General features: G+C 35.0%; 24 protein-coding genes and 1 tRNA gene. 8 read left to right on the top strand and 17 right to left on the bottom strand.

What is annotated here, in order from left to right:
• Positions 1 to 235: 235 nt before the first annotated feature.
• From MSWAN_RS05115 to MSWAN_RS05085, 7 genes are all read right to left on the bottom strand, one after another.
• Positions 236 to 625 (bottom strand): transcriptional regulator, encoded by a 390-nt coding sequence (locus MSWAN_RS05115; RefSeq protein ID WP_013825548.1) that lies wholly within the window; start codon positions 623 to 625, stop codon positions 236 to 238.
• A 375-nt stretch (positions 626 to 1,000) separates the two neighbouring features.
• Entirely contained in the window at positions 1,001 to 1,714 is a 714-nt protein-coding gene (gene cysE, locus MSWAN_RS05110; protein ID WP_013825547.1) for a serine O-acetyltransferase, read from the bottom strand.
• A 126-nt stretch (positions 1,715 to 1,840) separates the two neighbouring features.
• Positions 1,841 to 2,821: a cysteine synthase A gene (cysK, locus tag MSWAN_RS05105; RefSeq protein WP_013825546.1), complete on the bottom strand. Its 981-nt coding sequence runs from the start codon at positions 2,819 to 2,821 to the stop codon at positions 1,841 to 1,843.
• A gap of 340 nt (positions 2,822 to 3,161) precedes the next feature.
• Positions 3,162 to 4,040, bottom strand: a complete 879-nt coding sequence (locus MSWAN_RS05100; RefSeq protein WP_013825545.1) for a nucleotide-binding protein — start codon at positions 4,038 to 4,040, stop codon at positions 3,162 to 3,164.
• A gap of 352 nt (positions 4,041 to 4,392) precedes the next feature.
• Positions 4,393 to 5,751 (bottom strand): nitrogenase component 1, encoded by a 1,359-nt coding sequence (locus MSWAN_RS05095; protein WP_013825544.1) that lies wholly within the window; start codon positions 5,749 to 5,751, stop codon positions 4,393 to 4,395.
• Between the two features lie 2 nt (positions 5,752 to 5,753).
• The gene (locus tag MSWAN_RS05090) at positions 5,754 to 7,316 is read right to left on the bottom strand and encodes a nitrogenase component 1 (RefSeq protein WP_013825543.1); all 1,563 of its coding nucleotides are present in this window, start codon (positions 7,314 to 7,316) and stop codon (positions 5,754 to 5,756) included.
• 280 nt (positions 7,317 to 7,596) lie between these two features.
• Positions 7,597 to 7,956, bottom strand: coding sequence for a NifB/NifX family molybdenum-iron cluster-binding protein (locus MSWAN_RS05085; protein WP_013825542.1), 360 nt, complete (start codon positions 7,954 to 7,956; stop codon positions 7,597 to 7,599).
• A gap of 509 nt (positions 7,957 to 8,465) precedes the next feature.
• Between MSWAN_RS05085 and MSWAN_RS05080 the strand changes: the two genes are divergently transcribed.
• From MSWAN_RS05080 to MSWAN_RS05060, 5 genes are all read left to right on the top strand, one after another.
• On the top strand, positions 8,466 to 8,741 hold the full coding sequence (locus MSWAN_RS05080; protein ID WP_013825541.1) for a MoaD/ThiS family protein: 276 nt from the start codon (positions 8,466 to 8,468) through the stop codon (positions 8,739 to 8,741).
• A 295-nt stretch (positions 8,742 to 9,036) separates the two neighbouring features.
• Positions 9,037 to 9,110: transfer RNA gene (locus MSWAN_RS05075), tRNA-Lys, on the top strand.
• 482 nt (positions 9,111 to 9,592) lie between these two features.
• Positions 9,593 to 10,048 carry a hypothetical protein gene (locus tag MSWAN_RS05070; RefSeq protein WP_013825540.1) on the top strand — a complete coding sequence of 152 codons (456 nt, stop codon included), beginning with the start codon at positions 9,593 to 9,595 and terminating at the stop codon, positions 10,046 to 10,048.
• Positions 10,049 to 10,372: 324 nt separating this feature from the next.
• Entirely contained in the window at positions 10,373 to 10,996 is a 624-nt protein-coding gene (locus tag MSWAN_RS05065; protein WP_013825539.1) for a YhbD family protein, read from the top strand.
• 14 nt (positions 10,997 to 11,010) lie between these two features.
• Positions 11,011 to 11,685: a polymer-forming cytoskeletal protein gene (locus MSWAN_RS05060; RefSeq protein ID WP_013825538.1), complete on the top strand. Its 675-nt coding sequence runs from the start codon at positions 11,011 to 11,013 to the stop codon at positions 11,683 to 11,685.
• A 216-nt stretch (positions 11,686 to 11,901) separates the two neighbouring features.
• On the opposite strand, the gene MSWAN_RS13115 is transcribed toward MSWAN_RS05060, so the two are convergent.
• Together MSWAN_RS13115 and MSWAN_RS05055 are read right to left on the bottom strand one after the other, a co-directional pair.
• A complete protein-coding gene (locus MSWAN_RS13115) occupies positions 11,902 to 12,033 on the bottom strand; it encodes a hypothetical protein (protein ID WP_265101177.1) in 132 nt (43 codons plus the stop codon).
• Positions 12,034 to 12,115: 82 nt separating this feature from the next.
• Positions 12,116 to 12,469: a hypothetical protein gene (locus MSWAN_RS05055; RefSeq protein ID WP_013825537.1), complete on the bottom strand. Its 354-nt coding sequence runs from the start codon at positions 12,467 to 12,469 to the stop codon at positions 12,116 to 12,118.
• Positions 12,470 to 12,841: 372 nt separating this feature from the next.
• Here MSWAN_RS05055 and MSWAN_RS05050 point away from each other — a divergent pair, with 372 nt between their 5' ends.
• On the top strand, positions 12,842 to 13,750 hold the full coding sequence (locus MSWAN_RS05050) for an ABC transporter substrate-binding protein (protein WP_013825536.1): 909 nt from the start codon (positions 12,842 to 12,844) through the stop codon (positions 13,748 to 13,750).
• Positions 13,751 to 13,882: 132 nt separating this feature from the next.
• Here MSWAN_RS05050 and MSWAN_RS05045 read toward each other — a convergent pair whose 3' ends face one another.
• The gene (locus tag MSWAN_RS05045) at positions 13,883 to 14,665 is read right to left on the bottom strand and encodes a hypothetical protein (protein ID WP_013825535.1); all 783 of its coding nucleotides are present in this window, start codon (positions 14,663 to 14,665) and stop codon (positions 13,883 to 13,885) included.
• A 50-nt stretch (positions 14,666 to 14,715) separates the two neighbouring features.
• Positions 14,716 to 15,705 (bottom strand): ATP phosphoribosyltransferase, encoded by a 990-nt coding sequence (hisG, locus tag MSWAN_RS05040; RefSeq protein ID WP_013825534.1) that lies wholly within the window; start codon positions 15,703 to 15,705, stop codon positions 14,716 to 14,718.
• Between the two features lie 229 nt (positions 15,706 to 15,934).
• On the opposite strand from hisG, the gene MSWAN_RS05035 reads away from it, so the two are divergent.
• Positions 15,935 to 16,366 (top strand): hypothetical protein, encoded by a 432-nt coding sequence (locus MSWAN_RS05035; RefSeq protein ID WP_013825533.1) that lies wholly within the window; start codon positions 15,935 to 15,937, stop codon positions 16,364 to 16,366.
• 115 nt (positions 16,367 to 16,481) lie between these two features.
• Here the strand turns inward: MSWAN_RS05035 and MSWAN_RS13110 are convergent, their stop codons facing one another.
• The gene (locus MSWAN_RS13110) at positions 16,482 to 16,604 is read right to left on the bottom strand and encodes a hypothetical protein (RefSeq protein ID WP_265101176.1); all 123 of its coding nucleotides are present in this window, start codon (positions 16,602 to 16,604) and stop codon (positions 16,482 to 16,484) included.
• 112 nt (positions 16,605 to 16,716) lie between these two features.
• Here MSWAN_RS13110 and MSWAN_RS05025 point away from each other — a divergent pair, with 112 nt between their 5' ends.
• Positions 16,717 to 17,244 (top strand): dihydrofolate reductase family protein, encoded by a 528-nt coding sequence (locus tag MSWAN_RS05025; protein ID WP_013825531.1) that lies wholly within the window; start codon positions 16,717 to 16,719, stop codon positions 17,242 to 17,244.
• A 283-nt stretch (positions 17,245 to 17,527) separates the two neighbouring features.
• On the opposite strand, the gene hdrA is transcribed toward MSWAN_RS05025, so the two are convergent.
• From hdrA to MSWAN_RS05000, 5 genes are all read right to left on the bottom strand, one after another.
• The gene (gene hdrA / locus MSWAN_RS05020) at positions 17,528 to 19,861 is read right to left on the bottom strand and encodes a ferredoxin:CoB-CoM heterodisulfide reductase subunit HdrA (RefSeq protein ID WP_013825530.1); all 2,334 of its coding nucleotides are present in this window, start codon (positions 19,859 to 19,861) and stop codon (positions 17,528 to 17,530) included.
• 72 nt (positions 19,862 to 19,933) lie between these two features.
• Complete coding sequence (hdrB, locus tag MSWAN_RS05015) at positions 19,934 to 20,914, bottom strand: ferredoxin:CoB-CoM heterodisulfide reductase subunit HdrB (RefSeq protein ID WP_013825529.1); 981 nt, start codon at positions 20,912 to 20,914, stop codon at positions 19,934 to 19,936.
• Positions 20,915 to 21,157: 243 nt separating this feature from the next.
• The gene (gene hdrC, locus MSWAN_RS05010) at positions 21,158 to 21,799 is read right to left on the bottom strand and encodes a ferredoxin:CoB-CoM heterodisulfide reductase subunit HdrC (protein ID WP_013825528.1); all 642 of its coding nucleotides are present in this window, start codon (positions 21,797 to 21,799) and stop codon (positions 21,158 to 21,160) included.
• The gene (locus tag MSWAN_RS05005; RefSeq protein WP_013825527.1) at positions 21,796 to 22,812 is read right to left on the bottom strand and encodes an NAD(P)H-binding protein; all 1,017 of its coding nucleotides are present in this window, start codon (positions 22,810 to 22,812) and stop codon (positions 21,796 to 21,798) included. The genes hdrC and MSWAN_RS05005 overlap by 4 nt, the downstream gene beginning before the upstream one ends.
• Before the next feature lie 146 nt (positions 22,813 to 22,958).
• Complete coding sequence (locus MSWAN_RS05000) at positions 22,959 to 24,434, bottom strand: GMC family oxidoreductase N-terminal domain-containing protein (protein WP_013825526.1); 1,476 nt, start codon at positions 24,432 to 24,434, stop codon at positions 22,959 to 22,961.
• Positions 24,435 to 24,626: the final 192 nt, after the last annotated feature.

The raw sequence follows: 24,626 nt of genomic DNA, 5'->3' as shown, positions 1-24,626 counted from the left end.
TAAAATAAGTTTTAATCTACATTTTATTTATAATATATTTATAAAATTACATTTATAAAATATATATTTTAATTATATTTAACTTCATTTTAATTATTGTTCAATATTTTATCTTCAATGTTCTTCAATATTTACATTATTAATTATTTTTATGTTAATAATACTAAATTTTAAAAGAAAATCTATAATCATCTCAGTTAATTATTACGATTTAAATGTAGATAAAATAAGACATTTAAAGGGGAGGTATATGGTGTGTATTTGAACCAACGCATGCATTGCAGTTAAGGGGTATGTTGTCCTTTTCTTTATGCAGCTGGCAAACAATTTCCTCTGTCTTAATTTGTCTACATATATCACATATTCGGGAGATTATCCCACTCTGGTCTAATTTTCCATCTTTAAGGTCCTTTGCAAATATTTTTATAAGTTCATGGGTTTCATCGGTAAATTTGATTCCATGTCCCCTTTTATCACTTATATACTGAGATACTGCAGGTTGGGTTATGTCCAGTAGTTCTGAAATTTCTTTCTGTTTCATTCCCAAATTTAACAGTTCTTTAGCAAGCTCTGACCTTATAGTAGGAATAATATACCATACAACTATTTCACAAGGTGGTCTCATTTTAATCACATTTTTATTTAATTTATTAAGATCTTGAAATAAAGGTTTAAAAAATTCTATTTAAACGATCTAATACCTTTATTTTTAGTCTTTTTTGGAATTACTCCTTTTTAAGTTATTTTAACTTATTTCTTTGTTTAATGATCTAGTTAATAATCTTATTTTATTCAAATACCTATTGAATTTCTAAAAAGTTTATTTTAATCTTATTATGTTATATGAATTATGAATGATTCTTAAAATTAAATTTATAACAATTTGATATTGGTGAATCTTATTTATTAGTGAATTCATGATTAATGAATTCGAGTTATTATTGAATTAAATTAAATTTTGAATTTAATAAACTTTATAATAGTGATTTGGGGAAGATGCTCATATGCCCGCTCCCTCAGAGAATATTTCTTCCATCTCTGTTTTCTTTGTTGTAAACCCATTCGTTTTAATGATATCTGCAGATATTCCTAATTCTTTTATCTGGCTTTCAAGTTCATCTTGACGCTGCAAAATAAGTGTAATAACCTCTGCCACTGGATCTGGTAGTTTACCATGATCTAAGTCAATTGCACATTTACGTTGTTCCTGAACAATTCTCCCTGGTATTCCAACAACTGTTGAACCCGGTGGTGCTGATTTTAAAACCACAGAACCTGCTCCAACTTTTGAGCAGTCTCCTATTTTAATATTTCCTATTATTTTTGCTCCTGAACCAATTACAACTCCACTACCTATGGTTGGGTGGCGTTTTTTCTTTTCCAGACTGGTTCCTCCAAGAACTACGCCTTGATATATAAGAACATCATCACCTATTTCTGCTGTTTCCCCTACTACAACACCCATCCCGTGGTCTATGAAGACTCTTCTCCCAATTTTTGCCTCAGGATGTATTTCAATACCGGTTATAAGTCTGCTGATGGCTGATATAAAACGCCCGGCTAAGAAATGATTTCTGATCCAAAACCAATGCGCCAATCTGTGAAACCATAGTGCATGGAGTCCGGGATAGCATAAAATCACTTCAATTGTACTTCTTGCCGCAGGATCTCTTGAAAATACTGTGTTTATATCTTCTTTTAAACCATCAAACATTATTAATCACCTAAAAAAAATTTTAATTAAAGACACATGGTTAAATAAATGGGCGTCTTAATTTTGGGCGTCTAATACTATTCATGTGTCTTTAGAGTTTATTATAAACTACTCAATTAAATATTTTTAGATGAAAACTTCTTCATTTGCTTTGAAGATGTCCTCGAACACCCAATCAATACTTAAATATCTTTCTCCAGTATCTGGAAGAATTACAACTATCTGTTTTCCTTTGTTTTCAGGCCTTTTTGCAAGTTCAATTGCAGCCCATGTTGCAGCTCCAGAGGATATTCCTGCAAAGATTCCTTCTTCCCTTGCGAGTCTGACTAAAGTTTTTCCAGCGTCTTCATCTTTAACTGTTATGATCTCATCAATGACATCTCTGTTGAGTACTCCAGGCACGAAACCAGGTCCAATACCCTGAATCTTGTGTGGTCCTCCTGTTCCAGTTGATAACACTGGTGAGGTTTCAGGTTCAATTGCCACAGCTTTAAATCCTGGTTTTCTTTCTTTTAGAACTTCTGCAATTCCAGTTATTGTACCTCCTGTTCCTGTTCCTGCAACAATTATGTCTGCTTTACCTTCTGTGTCTCTCCAGATCTCTTCGGCAGTGGTTTTTTTGTGTATTTCAGGGTTTGCAGGGTTTTCAAACTGTTGTGGGCTGATAGCGTTTGGTATTTCTTTAACAAGTTCTGCTGCTTTGGCTACAGCTCCTTTCATTCCATTAGCACCTGGTGTTAATACGATCTCAGCTCCGAAGACTGCAAGGAGTTTCCTCCTTTCAATGGACATTGTGTCTGGCATTGTTAATATGAGTCTGTATCCTTTCGCTGCTGCAACAAATGCAAGTGCTATACCTGTGTTACCACTTGTAGGTTCAACAAGTACTGTTCCTTCCTTAATTTTTCCCTGTTTTTCTCCTTCTTCTATCAGGGCAACCCCTATTCTATCTTTAACGCTGCTTACAGGGTTGAATGATTCAAGTTTTACTAATACTTCTGCATCAAGTCCTTTTGTCAATTTGTTAAGCCTTACTAAAGGCGTGTTTCCTATAGTTTCAGTTATGTCGTTTGCTATTCCCCTTTTAAGTTCTGGTATGTTAACCATTTTTTTCACCTTTTCTTTGTTATTATTTCAATTTTCTAGTATATAACTATAGTTATATAACAATTGTTATATCCTCAAGTTATTAATATATAAAACTTTCGTTAGTTTTGGATGGAAATACATCAAATCCAGTAAATGCTTTATATATAAAGTAAAGTCTGCACAAAATTGCAGATCTTACCAAATAATGATATTTTTCAAAATTTAAATCTTTTTAAATCTTAAATCTTATTTCTTAAATCTTATTTTGTTTAAATCATGTTTTTGGAATTCATGAAAATTCATGAATTCACATATCCACATATCCTGTTGCAGTATCTGACTATTCTAACTACACATTTTAAACACCGCCCCCCTCTTTCTGTATTCCCCTTGAACTTACCTTTTCTTCAGTAAGTATACGATTAATCCATGTTGAAGCCCAATCAGATAGATCATCTGCATCAAATGGTTTAGGAATATATTTCTGTTTGTTGTCTACAATTTTTTGAGCCAGATCTCTGTAAATCTGAGCCTGTTGTGAATCAGGAGCACCTTCAATTGTGGTCACACCATCGAGCTCACATTGAGTGACAGTTGAAGACCTTGGAATGTATTCAATTACATTTGTACCTGTTTTATCACTGAAATCATCTATCATGTCTTTTTGAGCTATCCTCTTGATGGAGTTACCAATAATTCCACCTAATAAAGCCCCACCACTTCCAGAATATTTTAATATTCCCTTAAAAAGATTGTTAACAGCATAAATTGCCATGTAATCAGAAGATGTTACTGTGTAAACCTGTTCTGCAATTCCCTGTCTGATTGGAATGGCAAATCCACCGCATACAACATCACCCAGCACATCGTAAATAACAATGTCCGGGTCGTAATCGTCAATTATACCGTTTGTATCCAGAAGTTCAATGGCCGCAATAATACCACGACCAGCACAGCCCACACCTGGCTCTGGACCTCCAGCTTCGACACACTGCACTCCATTGTAACCTTCATGTATAACCTTATCAAAATCGTTTGAACGACTCCTGACCGTATCAAGAACTGTGGGTATTGCTTTTCCCTTGTGTAATGTGGTTGTTGAATCATTCTTCGGGTCACAGCCGATCTGCATTACACTGTAACCAATATCTGAAAGGGCCGCACTTAAATTGGAGGTTGTTGTGGACTTTCCAATACCGCCCTTTCCATATATTGCAATTTGCTTCCTTTTCGTCATTTTGAAACCTCTCTAATTATAATTTCGATTTTTAAGCTCGAATTTAATCTGATAATTATTTTCTATTATTTATTTTTCCATTAATCTTCTGTTTTCATTTATCTTTTATTATACGTATTTATTTTGGATTTTATTCATGTTTTTAACTTTATTCTTCTAAATATGAAAATATGAAAGGATTAATTAAAAATCATCCCTGATATGGAGATTTAATCTAAATCCAATTCTTACTATTCCTTCATTTTAGATTTTTGGTATTTTCTAATTTTCAGTATATTAACTCAAATCTTGAAGAACTTGGCGAACTTTTTAAGGTTATAACCGCCATAAATTGGTTAATACTGCGTATTATCTAAAGTGGTCCAACGAATGTACTGACAACATCTTCCACTAGCCTTAATCCTCCCTCGTAACCTGCATAATTGTGTACCAATATGGATTTGTTGAATACTGGAAATGCTGAGGTTACATGAAGTGCTCCAAAGTCTTCCATTGCTGTTGGAGCTTCAAGGGAACTTGAGAAAAGGAACTGGAATGGTCTATCCTCAAGGTTTTTCCTTATTTTGTAGGTGTCGCTTTCAAAGATTATTTCAGGTTTAACCACTGTGTCAATGTTGTCCAGTATCTCTCGAACAATTCCTTCCCTGTATTCCTCTGGAGGGTTGTCTGTTAACTGTACAATATCCGGTAGATAACCAATTTCATTTGTAAGGAATTTGGTGAGGCTTATAGCCGTGTTACTATCTGCTGCCACTGCAAAGTATGAGTGTGGACGCACAAGAATGATTGCATCTCCCGGATACTCCATGTAACGGTAAGTCCAGCTTTCCTCTTTTTTAATGACTTCCTCAACCTCATCTGAAGGTACGTCCAGTTTTTCTGCAACAGTTCTGAGGAATTCACCAGTCTGTTTTGCACCTACAGGAACTCCAGGGAATGTAATGAACGGTGTTCCAAATTTCTCTTCAAGTTTCTTAACTGCCCTGTGACCATTCCAAGGTGACAAAACGATGTTGTATTCTGCGGCTGGTATTTTTTGGATGTTTGAAAGACCATTCTCCTCTGTGAATATAATGTTGGCTTCAACGCCAATACTTTCAAGGAGTTTTTTCACTGTTGGAAGTTCTCCCTTCCAGAAAACATGGTTGTAGGGTACAACACCAAATATGTTCACCAATTTCTTCTCTTTTGGTTTTTCAGTTAAAAGCTGGTCTATAATAGCTTCAAAGAATAATTCGTATCCTTCGTAGGAGTTACCACTGAATCCTGGTGCATTGACATGAACTATTGGTACTTTGTCCCTGAATTCATTTACAACTGCATCAACATCGTCGCCTATGAGTGATGGAACACATCCAGATATTACAACAAAGAGTTCTCCATTGAATATTTCTGTTGTTGACTGGATCAGGTTTCGGAGTTTTTTTTCGCCCCCAAATATAACGTGTTCCTCAACAAGACAGGAACATGGCGTACTTGTACCTCCTTCGTTACCACCTGCTCCCTGACCTCCAGCATATAAAGTTCCAAAGAGTTGGCCTATTCCACATCCTGCTCCAGAATGTAAAATTGGTACTCCTCCACGTATTCCTAATGTGGTTCCATAGGCTCCTGCTAAAGAACAACTATATCTCGGTGCTTCTAAGGTGTGTTCGCTTGGGTTTCCTTGTATGTACGTTTTTTGCTCGGTTTTTGATTCATTTTCTGTCATTTTTATTTCCCCTTTTCAAGATAATATAATGGGTCCGGCTGTTCGTACCACCAATCCTTGTAGCTTCTTGGCGTTTTTTCGCTCAGTGTTTTCTGGTAGGACTTGTTTTTTAATCCCTGTAGCAAGAAATTACCAAATGCAACTGCACCTGCATATCCACTCTGGGCACTCCATGGGTCTGCATCTCCTCTTAAGGAGTGTATCCTTGTAATGTTACTATCACGTTCCCATGTACCTCCCTGGAAGGGGCATGTTAAAGTTAGGTCTGGATCCAGATTTGTTGTAACGTTTGCCTGTTCTGCTGCCTGGAAAGTGTTTACCATGATGTCGAAGTCACCGACTTTTTCAACTATGTCATCAAGCTGATCGATCAGAAGGTCGTCAAAGTCCTGGCTCATTGCAGCAGGAGCTTGAAGTCCTAACTCATCGAAGTAAGGTAACTGGTTAACTAACCTCCCCTGACCAAGGGATCCTAAAATTCTAACTTTTTCACCATTTTTACGCAATTTAAAGAACTCTTCCTGGATTGCCTCCATTTTTGGCACCCATACTTTGTGTTCATCTGCTATGAGTTCTTCAATTTCATCTTCTTTTCCTGTGTATTTTCCGATCTCACGCAACCATCCATCTGTGTTGGATATTCCTGTTGGTGAGGGGTAAAGGAAGTATGGAACTCCATATTTCTTTTTAAGACCTCTTGAAAGGTAATCTGTATATGTTGGGCAGATTGGTGCTGTTACTGCTGCTTCTGATAGCTGTTCGAACTGTTCAACAGTGGCGAATTCGGGTATGAAGTTCACCCGCAGTCCAACCTTTCCAAGGAGCCTTTTTATTTCAAGTCTGTCCTGCCATGTGTAAGAAAGCATACTTGCACAGTTTACAAGGTCCTCCTGTTTTTCCTGGGGTTCCCTTACCAGATATTTGAGTACCGCGTGCCAGAATGCATCGTATCCAGTTTGTACAAGCCTGGATCTTACTCCTTCACAATGCACAGGCACGATTTTTGCCTTGACCTGTGGTTGAACTCCGTTTACAGTTCCTTCAATATCTTCACCGATTATTCCTGTAGTACAGGAGGTGAGTATGAAAATGGCTTTTGGTGAGTACCTCTGCTCTGCTTCAAGTATGGTTTCTTTGAGCTTTTGGCCGGCACCATAAACAACATCATTTTGCTGCAGGTTGGTTGTAAGCCAGTTAACATTGTATTTGGCAGGTCTTCCAAGTTCTACTGGTACACCTCGGAATAACTCTCTGTAACCGAGTGCACCTGCAGAACAACCGACAGGTGAGTTGAATATTACAACGGAGTCTCGGATTGTTGTGACCCTGTTTGCAAGGTAAAAATTTAAAACACAACCTCCAGACTGCTGGAATTTTCTCTCATGACAAGTTACATTGCCCTCTTTTGCGTCCTTTAACAGTTCAGATGCTTTCCCATAGTACACGTTTGTACCATTGGCTCGCTGTTCCCTGTTAGGACATGTCGTCTTAGTCAGATCTATCGATTCTTCTTGGGATTCTATCGATTTATCTTGCGATTCGTCTATTCCCTTATTTGGGCTCACTTTTTTTCCTCCTGTTCTCATTAGATTCTGTATAACAATCGCACGGATCGAAGAGAGGCAGAAACGATCACATAACCATTGATATAACAATTGTTAAGTGAGGTTTAATATAAATAGTTAACGATCGTTATTCTTTTTTTAATTTAAAGTAAACTTCCATATTAAACCTTCTTTCAAATAGATAAGTAATTTAAATCAATTAAATTTATTAAATCCTATTTATAATTCTTAATTTAGCATCAAAATTTGTTTGGTAGTTTTAAATTATTTTAAAATAAAATTAATCATTATTAGTTAATTTATTGTTGGCTACTATTCGAGATGCTAATTTCGTTAATGCTTCCTCTATGAAAGTTGGTACCATGTATGGTTGAATACCATGTGCTATCAAAGATGATGCTGCGCCTGGACCAATCTGACTGACAAGAACTACGTTAGCGTCCTTTATAAGATCCAGGGTTTTTGCCCTTGCATTATTATTACTAACACCGCCACTGCAGGACGGCGGACTCTTTCTAAGCTCTATAAATCCATAATTTCCATCATCATGAATATCGAATATCAGAAACTGTTGAGCGTGTCCAAAATGCTGGTTTATGTACTTACCATCACTGCTTGCAACTGCTACCCTTAAAGGCATGAAATCACCTCTGTTCTCATTTTCTTTTCTCATATGTTAGTAAAACAGCACAGATATGTTGATAGAGTTACCACAAAGGAATTATCATAATAATGTAGTGATACATTGAGCGATTTGATATAAATTTATTCAAAATTATGATACGTTGTGATATTTTTCCATCAACATCTATTTGATGTTTCATTTATTCTATAACGATAACTAAATCGTTATAGACTATTGATTCTTTAGGATAATATAAATAGTTAACGATCGTTATATTGAAATACTGTAATGAATAGAATGAAATTATCAGAAGATAACTATAGTTATATATGAGTTTTACCTAATTAATAAAAGTTAAAATATTGAATACTAAAAATAGGTTAAGAATAAACTAAGAACAAATTTAAAATAAAATCAGGATATTCAATGATGATATTCAAAGCTTATTATAAATAAAAAAACTTACTAATTATTTATTTTAAATATGAAATAAAGAATCCTAAAAAGAGCATGGAGATGAATTAATGATTGAGGTAAAATTTTTAACACGATTCTTGGATATCACAGGTGAAAGGGCCACAGAAATCAAAGATGCAAAAGATATGGCCAATCTAATTGATATTTTATCCCAAAAATATCAAAGCGAATTTAAAGATGTTTTGTTTGATGATAACGGAGATATAAGGGATTATTTAAAAGTAATTGTCAACGGTGAAGACATAAGGGCTATAAATGGTATGGAAACTCCTTTAAAAGATGGGGATCAAGTTGTAATGTTCCAAACTATTGCAGGCGGTTGATCTAGCTGTTTTTTTATTTAAAATTTTTATTAAATTTTTCAGTTATTTTTCATATTTTTCCTTATTCAAATAATATCAATACGTTGTGACCAAGTGTTTAATAAAAAGCTTTAAAACCAAAGAAAACATAATTAATTTTTTGCAGATCTTATAGAAAAGTGTAAGATTTTTAGATCTGACAAAAGATCCCTTAAAAGTAGAAGTTTCAGGACTTTAAAGGTCAAATAAAGAAAATTTTTTGATTGTTGCAAATTTCATTCAAGTAAAACAGAAATTGAATAATAAATTATATTATGGGCCGGTAGCACAGTCTGGCAGTGCGCAGGACTCTTAATCCTGTCATCGAGGGTTCAAATCCCTCTCGGCCCGTTTAGATCAAAACGCAGTATCACTTACTCAACGCTTTTTTTTGTAAACTCATCAATTAACTAAAGAAAAATTAAATTACTACAAATGTTTCCTTTTGCCTTGAATCAGCTTGCGTCAATTATTGCAACATTAAACTATAACAATCTATTATATTTGTATTTCAGATTCCACAAAACTCATAAAAATTAAAAATTAATTTTTTTTATAATACTCATTTTTATCTTTGAAACAACATACACTTCCAGTTTCAAATTTATATATTCTTATTTTATCTGCAAGAACTCCATCATACCCCTATTCCTAGCGCTTCTATAAAAATCCATATCTATATCCTCTAAAATAATTTTCTTTATTTTATTTTGAAATTTATATTATTACTAATAAATTCATTTTCATTAATATTTTATACGTTATGAAACTTAATTATGAAGTGATGATTAATTTATTTCATTATTACATCAAAAACATTAGGGGGATTATTAATGGAAGAAAAAAGCTATGGAGTCATATTTGGTTCAAATAAATTAGACAATTGTAAAGGCGTGTTCTATGCTGTAAAAACAGATATTGATGAAGAAAATATTACATTCCATGAAGGTGAAGATGGCAAAATAGTGTTAAACTGTACAATGAAAGATGAGGAAGGGAATATTGTCGCTAAAATAGAAAATAGTAATGTAAATGTCGGAAAAAACTACGATTTGAAAGAAGGTAACCCAGTTACAGTAAAAAATAAAAATGGTGAAGTTTGGTTAGACTTTGAAGAACTTGGTTCAAATCATTTCAAATTAAATGGAAGATTTTACATATTTGGTCATAAAATTGTAGCCACAGATGAAACATTATATTATGATAAAGCTGAAATAGGAAAAAATGAATTCAATGGTAACCATGGTTTCCTTAAAATAAACGCCGATTCATTTTCTATCGGTTTTTAATGCAAATTAGTTCATAAGTACCATATTTTTTATTTTTTCATTGTTTCAGGGGTTATTAGTAACATAAATGCACATCTTTATTTTTATAAGAATTAAGGTAGATGTAATTTTATCACAGACTATTTTCTAAATTTTTATTATTTTTTATACACATTAATTTAACAGAATCCTTTGATGGCAAAGCTTAAATATCATAAAATTCTACTGTGAAACAGTGTTATGTTATGTTGCTACAAAAATCATTTGTATTATCAAGATTTGCTGTAAGATTACAGAAATTTAAGGATATAAAAAATAGTAAAAAAACATGAGAGTGATTTGTTTATGGAATCCGACTTAATATCAAAGAAAGAACTATTGGAGCTGATGGGAATTTCATACGGTCAGTTATACCGTTGGAAAAGAAAAAATCTCATACCCGAAGAATGGTTCATCCGCAAATCCACATTTACAGGCCAGGAAACCTTTTTTCCTAAAGAAAGAATACTGGACAGAATTGGGAAGATTAAAAACATGAAAGGAGATGTATCCCTGGATGATCTAGCTAACATGCTTTCCCCAGATTTGATGGAAACAGTACTAAAAAAAGAAAAATTAATTGAATGGAACATTGTTTCAAAGACAACCATTGAATTTTACACAAAACTAAAAGGCAAAACTGAAGAATTTGCTTTTGAAAAAATACTCTATCTCCATATTTTAGATAAAATGTTTGAATCTGGTAAAATCAATTTTGAAGAAGGAGAAATTATATTAAATCTTTTAGAGGAACAATATCCCAAATTCAAAGGAAAAAATTGTGAATTAATTTTCATACGTAAGTTAGGGATTTCCAGCTGTTGTTTAATCTCTAAACCTTGCGAGATTTATTTTGAAAACAGCATGAAAATCATTGAAAGTCTAAACATGTCAAATTTAATTGAAGAATTAAAAATTAAAATATCTTAATGGAGGGAATCTTTATGGATAAAAATCATCAAATGGACTTAAAAATTCATGGGCAGGGAAGCTCGTCAGGCGGTAAATATGATAACGTCAGTATAATGGGAGAAGGAAAAGTACATGGAGACATTGACTGTATCAACCTTAAAATTTATGGAGAAGGTAAATTTGGGGGCAATTTAAAAGCAGGAAGTAAAGTAGACATAAAAGGCCATAGCAATATTAAAGGCAATTTAGAAGCAAAAAAAGTTAAAATTCAAGGAGAAGCAGAAATTAATGGCGAAATATTTGCAGAGGAAGCTGTTATCACAGGAAATATTAGAACCGACGGTGATTGTAATGCCGAAACTTTTACTTTAGATGGTGGTTTTACAATTGGTGGGTTACTAAATGCAGATATACTAAAAATAAATTTACATTTGCCTTGTAAAGTGCATGAAATTGGTGGTGCAGAAATTACAGTTAAAAAGGGGAAATTAAACTTTTTTAAAAATATGATCATTCATACTGGAGGCAAGGAACTTACTGCAGATATCATTGAAGGAGATGATATTTACCTTGAGAATACTTATGCAAAGGTGGTGCGTGGAAATAACATAACATTAGGGTCTGGCTGTGAAATTGAACTTGTGGAATATAAAAACGATTTCAAACAGGATAAAGAAGTTGAAATTGGTACTCATCGGAAAATATAACGATTTATAAAAGCAAGGAAGGGCCTAAAAGATTTAAATGTGGGTATACCAAAAATATAGATACATGAAATTATTAGATTTTATACGAGAAAACAAACTAGATATGTTTTCATTGTAAAAACTTACCTCTAAAAATGTGGAACTGTTCAAGTTCCCGGGAAAAACCTGTTCAAGTTCCCGAAAAAAAGTTCTCAGAGGACCTTTTTCCATTTAATTTTAATTTTTCTTCTTCTTTTCAGAATAATACTCTTTTTTACAATATGAAGAACAATATATCTGCGCTCCGCTTGTTGTTTCAAATTTTTGTCCGCAGTTCTTGCAGATTTTTGTTTTAAGGATCTTTTGCATGACTGTTCACTTAATCCATATTAAAGATTTAAAAATAAAAAAAGTTTAGAAGCTTAAAAAGGCTTCAATCTGATTATACCGATTAATTATTTAGTTCCTTCAATTTTTTTATAAATTCAGGAAGATTTTCTTTAATATTACCCTCATGATGGAACTTTAAAGGTTTAAATAGGAAATCTTGGTCTTCCTTTGATAAAAACTGCTTTATTGAACTGATTTCTTTAACATTTTCATTATCTAAATTGGTTTTAATTTCAATGTTAAAACCTTGGATTGTTCTTCCAATTGTTACATGTCTTATTCCAAAATCAAAATCAAGAAGATGTCCTGCATTTGATACTTCAAATTTTTCAGCACCTTCTTTAGTTAATTCATTTTTTAAGTTTTCGTTTTCTTTTTTTAAGTCTTTATTTTCATTTTCAGTATTCTCAACCATTTTTACAACTTCTTACGTTTAATTATCAAGCGTTAACTATTATTTTTACTTAAATGGATTCCAATCAAAACCAAAAAATGTTTTTCAAAAATGTCTTGGAACTTATAGAACATACTTACAAATTTTATGATTAAATATTTATTCCATAATTACACCCAAATTACCACACTATTACACCCTTATCCAATAAAATTTAGGACATATTTTTTATAAATAAATCAACATTTTGTTATTAAATTATTAGTCTCAGTTCTCCAATTAAACATTTAAATATAACAATTGTTATATTACTATTGTTATAAATCAAATTAAGATTCTTAGAGTAAACTCTGTAATAAAAATCAATACTATGCAAATTGGGGAGGTATATTAATGAAGATTGGCTATTTATCAACCATTTACCACACATCATTCATCTTAAAAAGCGACAAATTCCATTTTAAAAGTACCAATGAACTTGGTAACATTGAATGGACTCTATACCCAACAGGCCCTGCCATGATGAATGCTTTCAAATCAGGAGACATTGATATGGGTTACATAGGCCTTCCACCCGTGATGATAGGCATTTCAAAGGGTATGAAGATCAAATGTGTTGGTGGAGGCCATGTAGAAGGCACTGTGATGATCGCACCAGAATCTTACGGTTCCTTCGATGAACTGGGCGATTTAAAAACTGTTTTAAAACAGTTTGAAGGTAAGTCAATTGGAACACCTTCCAGCGGATCCATTCACGATGTTGTAATCCGCAGTATGGTAAAAGAGTTTGATATATCCATCAAAAATTATCCATGGGCAGATTTCATACCTGATGCCATAATGGGCGGAGAAATAGGAGCTGGAGCTGGAACGCCCTCCCTTGCAACGGTTGCTTCAATGCAGTTTGATTCCAAGGTTGTAATTCCTCCACACCAACTCTGGCCATACAATCCAAGTTACGGAATAGTTGTTCAGGAAGATTTAATATCAAAATCCCCTGATTTTATAATTAATTTTTTAAAATCTCATGAAGAAGCCTGCAATCTGATAAGAAAAGAACCTGAACGCGCAGCAGAAATAGCAGCAAGTGAAATGGGCGTAATCGATAAAGATTTCGTCCTCAAAACTTACAAAATATCTCCAAGGTACTGTGCAAGTCTTCCAGAGGAGTATATAAAATCCACACTTGATTTTATCCCTGTTTTAAGGGAGTTGGGGTACATGAAAAAAGATTTAAAAGAAGGAGATGTTTTCAACCTCAAATTTATTGAAAAGATTCACAAGGAAAATGCACATTACTGACTAAACCTTTTCATTTTTAAGTCTAATTTTCTCTTAATGTGTCCAATATTATCAATGCATAATTAATTTTAAATCAAAAGGTTATGGTTAAAAATTAAATCTAAAAAATTTAATCCAAATTATAAATTGGAATTAATCCAGACTAAACTGGGGTTCCAAAGAAACAGAGATTAAAAGTTTTTCTGCTGCTTTTAATTCCTCATCTTGACCACTAACCCCAAGCCAGATTGAACCTTCTGCACCACCTACTCCTCCACCTGCAACGAGTTCTGCTTGGGCACCTGTGATCATTGAAATCGCTTCAATTTCAGTGACAACTTCACCTGGAACCGGTAATAAACGCGGACCCTGTGAACCTGGAACATTTAATTTCAATGCTAATTCATTTAAATCGGATAAAACACGTTTTTCCAGTCCAACTGGAAGAATTAATTGAACTCTGCGTCCTATAACTGATTGAAGTGCCGCCCCAATCGTGCCTCCATGGGGATCACCGATGTAAATAGCTGCCTGCCTTCGGGAGACCTCCATGGCATTTGCACCCTTCAAAATAACATCTCCCTCTGTTAAGTTATCCACCACATCGAATATTGTGGCCCCTTTCTGCCAGACACCGTCTTTGATTATCACATCACCTAGAAACTTGTTTTCATCTTTAACTCGGCCAGTACTGGTTAAAGGTTTTCCTGGAGGAAGTACAAGACCCCTGAAGAAGCTTTTTCTGGAAAATCCTTCTATCTGCCCGATATCTGACAAGATCTCCTCGGCCACATAACCATTGGTGGTGCCTGCTATAATGGCCACTGTACCTGATTTAAGGGCCTTAGTGATTGAAAGATGTTTTACCATAGCCTTGGCTATTAAACGTTTTCCAGCTGCCGGTGTGATCAAAAACTGTTTCAAAATTTGTCTCAAATAACTCCCCCCATTTAACCTGAATTATTTCTTCAATATTTAATTTGATGTTATTTCACATACTGTTTTACGTTTTCCCGGATTACTGCAGATGCACCGAAACCTTTTATTCCACTTAACATCTCTGGAAACTTGGTTTTAGGAATTAAAACATCTACCTGAGAAAATTTATTTCCCTCAACCACTGTTGGCTCATCTGAACAGAATTTATTGGATAGAAGGAACTCTTTGACCTCTTCAACCTTCTGATTGAAGATGTTGAACTTCACATCAAAGTACTTCCGTGCTTCAACAGCGCCGAACAACTGTTCAAACATCATCTGAGCTTTATCTTCTTTTTCACCTGTGCAACTTGGACCTGCATAAAGCCCTGCACTGGATTCCATGATGGTTTCAAGTTCCCTTAAACCTGCTTTTCTGAGGCTGTTTCCGGTCTGGGTGTTGTCAACAATTATGTCGGCGCCCTTTGCAATGTAAACCTCAGTTGCACCGTCGGAATTGATGATCTGCACCTGATTGTTACTTCCATCACGGAGACCCCTTACCTGTACAAGTGGAATGTCATCACCGAAGACTTCTTTGTACCCTTCATTGTTCATGAAGTGCTGTCTTGTCAGGTTAGGATATTCTGTGAAACACAATATTGGTTTTTTCCTGTCCCTATTTGCCCTGAAGAATTCTGTGAGAGACTGGTAAGGAGCTTCATTTGGCACTGCAACGATCAATCTTGTCTGTCCGTAATCCAGATCACCGATCTTTTTTATTGGATCTCCGTTACTATTGATGGACTCTTCTCTCACCCAATCTTCACCTATGATGGCAATATCGATCATTTCTCGATTCAATTCAACTGCAGCACCCTGAGGTCTGGTTAAAAATGCTTTTATTTCCGGGTCGTTCATTATATTGATTTCGTTGGATTCATTGCCAGGTTCATATCCCCTAACTTCGTAACCTGCATCAACAAACAATTGGTAGGTATTTCCTCTATTTACATTATTTAAACTCCCTTTTGGGAGACCGAGCACTATTTTGTTCATATTTCCTCCAATATTTAACATTTTGTAAATACTTAAGATTCAATCCCTAAATTACATCATGACATTTTTCAAAAACAGATATAAATAACTATGAACTTGTTAAAGAATTTTTCTTTGGAAAAAATCTAAGGGATAAGTGGTATGTAACATAACTGAATATTTTTTTGCAGATTTTAAATTATGACAACCATGATAAAAAATATGACTGATAAAAACCAATAAAAGTAATATGAATAAAAAAAGCTTGGGAATTATTATAGCTTTTATAGTGGTAATTTTAGGAATTGCAGTGGTTACTGGAGTATTTGGCTCACTAAATCAGACAAAAACAACGTGGACATCTAATCTAACAACATCTACAGCCAATCCTGAAACATTTAATTACATTCCATTGCCGAATGGGACAACGAGTGTGCAAGTAAATTATACTAATTTAACCAATACAACTAATTCCACTAGCTATTTCCAGTTCATAACATTGAACTTCGTTCCTGAACAAGGTCAAAAAATAGATTACAATAGCAATATTGACCTTAGAACAGTGTCCGTCAACTCAACTCATCCAACAGGAAGCCTAACCTTACTATCAAATGGTGCAAAAAGTGTTGGAATACGGGATGTTTCAGCAAAAGGAACAATAAAAATAACAGCCTTCTCTTAAAAAAATTCTAAATTAAAGGATTTAGTAAATTTAAACATTATTCTAGCCTACACCACAATGACAGAATGCACCAATTTAACAATGGTTGACTGGACAGCAAGACTTAATCAAGGATTTAAACCAGAAATAGTCTTCTTAACTTTGCCATATGAACGTCAGGATAATTTATTGAAAGCCCTACCCTTATGTACTGCTGGAACAGCTGATTTAAAGATTCCAAAGGACTTCCAACAATCACAGGAATAACACTAAAGATAAACTAAAAACAAAACAACACCATAGTAATAGTAATATGTTATGAAATGATTATTGTGTTAATTGAAACTGATAATTAAAATTGGGTTTTTAAGATGAACATCGTTTATATAGCAGTCAGTCTTGATGGATACATTGCAGGACCTGATGGAGATATTAAATGGCTTAATACCATCCCCAACGAAAACAACAGTGATCATGGTTTTGGTGAGTTTATTGATAGTATTGATGGCATAGTTATGGGCAGAAAAACCTATGAAAAAGTATTGGAATTTAATGAATGGCCCTATGATAAGCCAGTGTACGTTTTAACTAATACTTTAGATATATTATCTGTAGAATTAAAAAATAAAGCGAAAATAGTGAGTGGGAAATTAAAAGATATATTGAAAGACCTCAATTCAAGAGGATTGGAAAATTTGTATATTGACGGCGGAGTAACTATCCAATCATTCCTTAAAGAGGATTTAATTGATGAGATGATAATTTCTTATGTATCCTTAATATTAGGTGAAGGAATACCATTATTTGGAGAAATAAAAAATCAATTAAATTTTAAATGTGAAAAAATTGAGTATATAAGCCCTTACCTTGTGAAACATTGGTATAAAAGAGTTAGATAATAAAAGTTACGGGTATAAAAATAAATTAAATCATTTTTAATGACATTATTACGTTACATTAAGGTTTTAATTGATGAAAAAATCAAATAATAGAAATTCATTCTTTCATTCAAAATCATTAAAAAGAATAAAAATAACTGTCCCTAAAAATGGTGGATGGTTAATATATTCCATTGAATTAATTAAGATTCTTAGTAACTAGTAAAATGACTATAATGTAAGTGTATAAATGAATAAACATAAAAAAAATAAAAAAAGAGTTATATTTAAAAAATAGAATCTCTTAGCTTCCCAAACACCTTATTTCTCCATCAAATTTCGCGAACTTGTTGGCAAGACCCCTGAAGTAGGGTATGTAAACCTTGTAAAAGGCCAGTCTTTCAGGATCTATTCCATTTTTAGCGAGCTCTACTTTCAATGTTTTCACTTTTTCTTCCGTTTTGGAATGAATCGGACTATCAGGATACTCCCCGAGAATTATACCATCTGCACCTTCCCTGAATGCGTGGAGAACATGTTTTGGCATTAACCGGTTTATGGATGGAATTTTAATGATTCTAATTGAATCAGGACATTTAACCTTATTTATACCCATATTATCTGCTGAAACGTATCCCACATTATCGAGAAATGCCAGGATCCTCCTTTCACCCTGTTTTTTATTCTTTAACATTCCTGAGATCATTGCAAAGATCTGTTCATCTGTCTGACCCCTTATTTCTATGGCATCGTTTTTGCATTCGGATATGCATGCACCGCATCCTTTGCAGGATATGGGGTCAACAGATACAGAACTTCCGTGTATGTAAATTGCCTTGTAGTAACATGCATCCAGGCATTTGCCGCATGCATCACATTTAGAATTATCCCTGTATGCTACAAAGGGTTCAACTTCCAAACCACAGTTCATGAGCTCTGCAACCTTTGAAGATGCTGCATTTGCCTGGACAATACTGTCTGTAATGTCTTTAGGCCCCTGGGCAGTACCGCAGACGTATATACCTTTAACGTCGGTACTTACAGGTTTCATCTTTGGATGTTTTTCCTTGACGAAAAGTTCCTCTGTTAAACCAACGTTTAGTTTCCTTGAAACTTCAACTGTTCCATTTGAAGGTTCCATTGCAGTTGAAAGCACTACCATGTCAGTTTCTATCTCAACTGGTGTTCCCTGAAGAGTGTCCTCTGCCCTAACAATTATTGTACCGTCTCTGTCAATCACTTCTCCGGGTCTGCCCCTTAAAAGTTTAACTCCATTGGATTGTCCGTATTTGTAGTACTTTTCGTACATTCCTGGAGTTCTAATGTCAGTGTAACATATTATAACTTCTGTATCAGGATAATGGTTTTTTATTATGTTTGCATGTTTCATGGCCACCATGCAGCAGACTTTGGAGCAGTATCTTCTTCCTCCGGGTTTTTCGTCCCTTGAACCTACACACTGTATCATTACAACGCGTTTTGGAATTTTTCCATTGGAGGGTTTTAGCAGTTTTCCGTTGGTTGGTCCGTTGACACCCATGATCCTTGCAAGCTCCATTTGAGTTATAACATCCTCGTACCTGCTGTAACCATATTCTGGCCGTTTTTCCATGTCAATGGTCTTGTGGCCCGTTGCTATTATTACAGAACCCACACTGAGAGGTACAATTTCTTTTTCCATGGAAAGGTCTATTGCATCCATTCTGCAGACTTCCTGGCATTTTCCACATCTTTTACAATTTTCTTCATCAATTGTATAAACATCTGGAACTGCCTGGGGGAACGATTTGTAAATTGCCTTTCTTATGGTCATTCCTTCATTCCATGAATCAGCCACCTCAACAGGGCATACTTTGGCACAGTTTCCGCAGCTTATACACCTATCTTCCAGTACATGTCTTGGTTTCGTCTCAAGTAAGAGGTTGAAATTTCCTGATCTTCTCTCTGCCTTTTCAAGTCTGGTGTTGGTGAGAATTTTAATATTTTTGTGCTGCACCGCCTCATTTACAATGGGGTTTAAAAGACACATTGCACATTCCTCTGCAAGCTTCTCAGGGGAGAAAACTTTACCTACCTTTACCATTGACCCGCCAATTGTTGGCCTTTTCTCAATAAGACAGGTTTTTATGCCCTGTTTTGCAAGAGAAAGGGCTGCAGTTATACCAGATATTCCACCACCTATTACAGCAGCGGTTCTTGGGGTTTTTCGAACTGCAGGGTCCAGAGGTTGGGAATATTTAACCTTTTCAATGGCTGCGTTAACCAGTGAAATGGCTTTGTCCGTTGCCTTTTCCCTATCGTTATGTACCCATGAACACTGTTCCCTTATGTTGGCCATCTCAAGGAGATAAGGGTTTAAAGGGTTTATATAATTTTGGAAAGTCTTTTCGTGGGTTATGGGTGAACATGCAGCAACCACAATACGGTCCAAATTTTCTTGTATTATGCTGTCCCTTATAAGTTTACGTCCGTTAATTGAACAAAGATTTTCAAATTCTTCCACAACTGTGGCGTTTGTAGAAGATCTAAGCCTTTCCATATCTACGGTATCTGAAATGTTCCCTCCGCAGTGGCATACAAAAACACCGACCTTGGGCTCTGATTTAGGTGAAACATGTGAAAATGAATGATCGCTCATTTTATCCCTCTTAAGGAGTTATATGCGTGAATATAAAGTTTTAAAACAATTTCATTTGATTATTTAATTAACTTATTTTTTTATTTTAAGTTCTTCCTTATTATTTTCCTTTTGATTAGCTGGTATGTTTAATCTTTTAAGTAGTGGTTCCAGTGGAACTGTGTGTGTCTGGACACCCACCACTTTGTAAGGGTCTGCTCCAAATGCCAGTGCAATGAACTGGGAAATGTTCAGGTGAAAAATGTTTAACTCAGTTCCAAGTTCCTTTTCAATGTAGGGCTGGTAACGGTCAAACTGCATCTGGCAGTTCGGACACATGTGAAGTAGTATATCCACCCCTTTATCTTGAAGTGTCTGGAGTTTTTCTGCTGTGACCGAGAGTGATAGATCCTTGTTTGTGAATCTCTGTCTGAATCCTGCACCGCATGTGACCCTTTTATGGTCGTACCATCCTATTGTTTCAACCCCGCATGCCTTTGCAAGTCCGTCTATAAGGGTTGGGTCTCTCACACCTTCTATGGTGTCTTTGTAGTGTACCTTGCAGTAGTGGCAGGCATGGTGGGATGCCACTTTGAACTTTGAGAAATCCACCTTAACAAGGGGAGAAATTTCTTCTTTCTTGTTAAATAAAATTTCCGCAACATGGAATATGTTCAAGCGTGGATCAACACTTCCTTCTTCATATTCCATTTCTTCAAGTCCAGAATCCTTTAAGATACCGTTTATCTCATTTCGTGCATCTTCATTCTCGTTTAGGATGTCTGCAGATTTTTTCAAAATTGCGTAGCAGGTTGCACACATCACAGCTATGTTCTGGTGCTTTGTTTCCTCTGCTATGTGGAAGTTACGGGCTGCAAGTGCTGTGGTTGAAAGCTGGTCAAAAAGGTCGTAGTAATGGCCGAGGCCGGTACAGCATGACTGTCTATCGTCAACGTGGTAATCCACTCCCAATTTGTCGAATATGTAGCGTGTGGACGATTCAATACCAGGGTATTCCACATTCACAAGACAGCTTTTGAAGAGTAAAATTTCCTTATCAGGTATTTTCTTCATTTGTCGCATCTCTTATCTTTAAGTTAATTATAGATGATTTTAGGTTGAATTTTTTTATTGATCTATTAAATTTTAATTAATTTTACATAAATTTGATTAAATTTAGAATTGGAATTTGATTATTTTACCTTTGATCTAATAAATCAGTTTACATTTAAATAAATCATGAAATTTCATTATTTAATTTTAAATTGTTTATTTGACTTGGAATCAATTATTTAATCTATGACTTAAATCCTAAACTCATTCATTATCCTTTTTATCTTCAGATGACTTTGAATCCTTATTTTTACATTCTCTTATCTTCTCAAGCCTATCTTTAAATCCGGTTCCCTTTAATATATCTCCAACTTCTTTAATGGAATCTCCAGTTAATATGTAGTTTCCAAGTCCGAGGTCAGAGCGTATATCATCAAGATTCACCTTCAAGTCCAGATATTCCATTCCAAAATCCTTTATGAGGGTGTCAAAGAAATCGTTGGGTATGGATCCTATTCCAAATTCCAGGAAGCTGTCTCCGTAGGCTACAAAGGATGTTATTTTTCTAGCTCCGTGTCCTTCCTTGATTGCTTTCTGCCTTAAAATCTGATTTACTTCAGATGCACTGTTTCCTGAAGGGCATATGCTGTGACATGTGTAACAGTAGAAGCAGTTCCATATTTTATCATCTGATACAACGCTCAGGTCATTTTCAAGGACTCTTTTAACCATTTCTCTTGGATCATAGTCGCTGTGCCTTGCTGCTGGACATGTGGATGTGCACATGCCGCACTGAACACATTTGAATAATCCCAGGTCTGGGGATGCCTTTAGATTATTTAAAACCTCGTGGGCCAGATCTGAAGACTCTTTTTTGGGTTCTCTTTCAAGTTTGATAACATTCATGTTCCTATGTACCTCGCATAGATCGATCTTGCAACTTTTTCATCATTGGTGCCTTTTATTATTGCCCTTCCATCCTTAAATAATGATATTTCGATCTCATCTGTTTTGAAGAGCATTATGAAATCTGTACATTTAACACTACCCAATTTTTCAAGGTTATCTGCTAAATTTTTCAATGAAAGCTCTTTAGGGTCTGCAGGTGTTATCTGTACTGCATTTCTTCCACATAGTGATGTTATAATCTCCCTTTCATCAGAAATCAGGTAATCAAAGTCTTCTTCAACACAACATTTGCATTTATCGTTTTTCTTGACAAGTATATTGTCTAAAGAATGGTTCCAGGCATCGTATACAACTAAAGTGCTCGATGTCTTTTCATTTCCATCGTATTCGCCTAAGATTATTTTTATGGCTTCTGTGCTCTCCATTGAACCCATGATCGAAGTAGCTGTGTTTAAAACTCCCATGGTGTCGCAAGTTGGAAGTGAACCCGGCTTTGGAACGCCGGGGTAGAGGCATCTTAAGCATGCTTTGCCTGGCAGGATATTCATCATCATTCCTGAGGTTCCTATTGCTCCTGTGTATATCCATGGAATTCCATTTTTAACGCAGACGTCATTTACAAGCATTCTGGTCTGTATGTTGTCTGTACCGTCAAGTACCAGATCAAATCCTTTTAAAAGTTCTTCAACATTACTATAATTTAAGTCTTTTACAACAGGATCTGCCTCAATCTCAGAGTTTATTGCATTAATCTTTTCTGCCGCAGCCACGGCTTTAGGGGCTCCCACATCGTTTTCGTCAAAAAGCAGCTGTCTTTGAAGGTTGTTCAATTCTACAAAATCCCTGTCTATTATTGATATTTTGCCAACTCCTGCTCTTGCAAGGTTGTTTGCAACAACTGTTCCAAGGGCTCCACACCCAACTATTGCTACACTACTGCTTAAAAGCTTTTTTTGACCTTCTTCTTTGATATTTTGTAATATTATCTGTCGTGAGTACCTGCTCTGCATGTTTACATCTCTGTAAAATCTTTAATCATTAAAATGCATAGGTAATATGCTAAAATTACCTTACCTTAATCCAATTTTAAACATTCACATAAACTTAAGTTTAAATTTTTAAATTTTATTGATAATTCCAGTGAATTTTTAGTTAGTTAATTGTTTTTAGTCACACCTTCAAAATCCTTTGAAATAATTTTTGAAAGTCTTTTTGCAATGGCTGTTATTGTTAATATTGGAGGCCTTCCAGGCGCCTGAGGTATGACACTTGCATCTGCCACGAAGAGTCCTTTTACACATGTTTCAAATTTTTCATCAACTACTTTACCTATTGCAGCTGTTCCACCTGGATGCGCGCCTCTTATTGGTGTTGAGGTTATTGATTGAGGGTCAACACCGATTTCTTTGAGTATTTGAACAGCTTTGCAGTACCCTTCCTTCAATAAATTTATATCTTTCTGTGTGAGGATTTTTTCAACAACTCCGTCTTCGTGCAGCGTTCCGTTGGCTTCATCTGCCATCTTAACCATCAAACCTATCAGGTCATCAGGTTTTACATCAAAACCTTTATCAGTTAGAATTGGTATCAGTTCGCCGGAAAAATGGGGAGACAGGAAGTAGGGACCGAATTCTGATTTGACGCCCATTGGGATCTCTTGGTTGAGTTTTGCACCCTTTAAAATTCCCCCGACTGTTATAAATAAGTCTGTGAAGAGATTTTCCCCAACATTTTCCGTTATTTTTGAATTTATAAGTATTTTAGGGGTGTTTAAAGCCCCTGCAGCGATTACAACTTTCCGAGCCTTGAAGGTTTTGTTCTCACCATTTTTATCCACGCCTTCAACGCCTTCAACTTTCTCGCCGTCGTGAAAAACTTTAATAACATTAAAATCAGTGATTAATGTCATATTATGTTTTGCAGGTCCATTAACTGCTGTAATGCCCTGTATATTGGATGAGTCATCTTTTAAGTCGTTAACTTTTAATTCCTCAGAATCTTGTTTTAATCTTAATTCCTTAGAACACTGTTTTGATCCATCAGAATCTATTAATTCTCTTATAAAATCAGTAGAATCCCATTTTGCACCTTTTTTACAGCCAGTTATACACAATCCACAGCCGTCGCATTTATCAAAATCAATGAACTTTGGCATTGGTTCCATAAAGTGGCCTAGTTTTTCTCCAGCTTCAACTATTTTACGTGTTGAAGGTCCCATCCTGCTTGCTGGGAGCGGGCCAACTTTTAAATCTCTACTTGCTTCAATAAGTTCCTCAAATAAGTCCAGGTCGTGTATTTTGAACTGTGCTGTTACAGAGTTTGCATAACAACCGGTACAGGCATAGCATGCATTTGCAAGGGACGCCGGTGTTGTGCCTCCCACATCTTCAATGTGCATCATTTCTGGAGGGTATTCTAAAAAATCATAGGTAAAATCAGGGTTATCCTGGATATCAGATTCATTTTCTACTTTTAATGATAGTTTTGAAGTAATAATATGAGGAACTGCAGTTCCCCTGGGGTAAAAGGCACCTTTTTCCAGTATTAAAATATTTAAGCCTTTTTTTGAGAGTTCTCTTGCTAAAGGTGCTCCACCAGCACCTGTTCCAACAATTAGGACGTCATAGATCATGGTTTTTCACTTTAAGATTTTTTTTGAAATTTTTAAATGTTATTTCAAAGGTACTTCTGATTTTAGAAGGTTTATAGAGTTTTTTTATGGAATTTAAATTAAGTTACATAAACACTAGATTTGCATTTTAAAGGTATTTTAAAGATTAAAACCAAAATTAAATTCCACATCAAATAAATTTCATATTAAATT

Origin of the sequence: Methanobacterium paludis (genome assembly GCF_000214725.1) — an archaeon.
Taxonomy (GTDB): Archaea; Methanobacteriota; Methanobacteria; order Methanobacteriales; family Methanobacteriaceae; genus Methanobacterium_C; species Methanobacterium_C paludis.
This window is presented reverse-complemented; position numbering and strand designations above follow the sequence as displayed.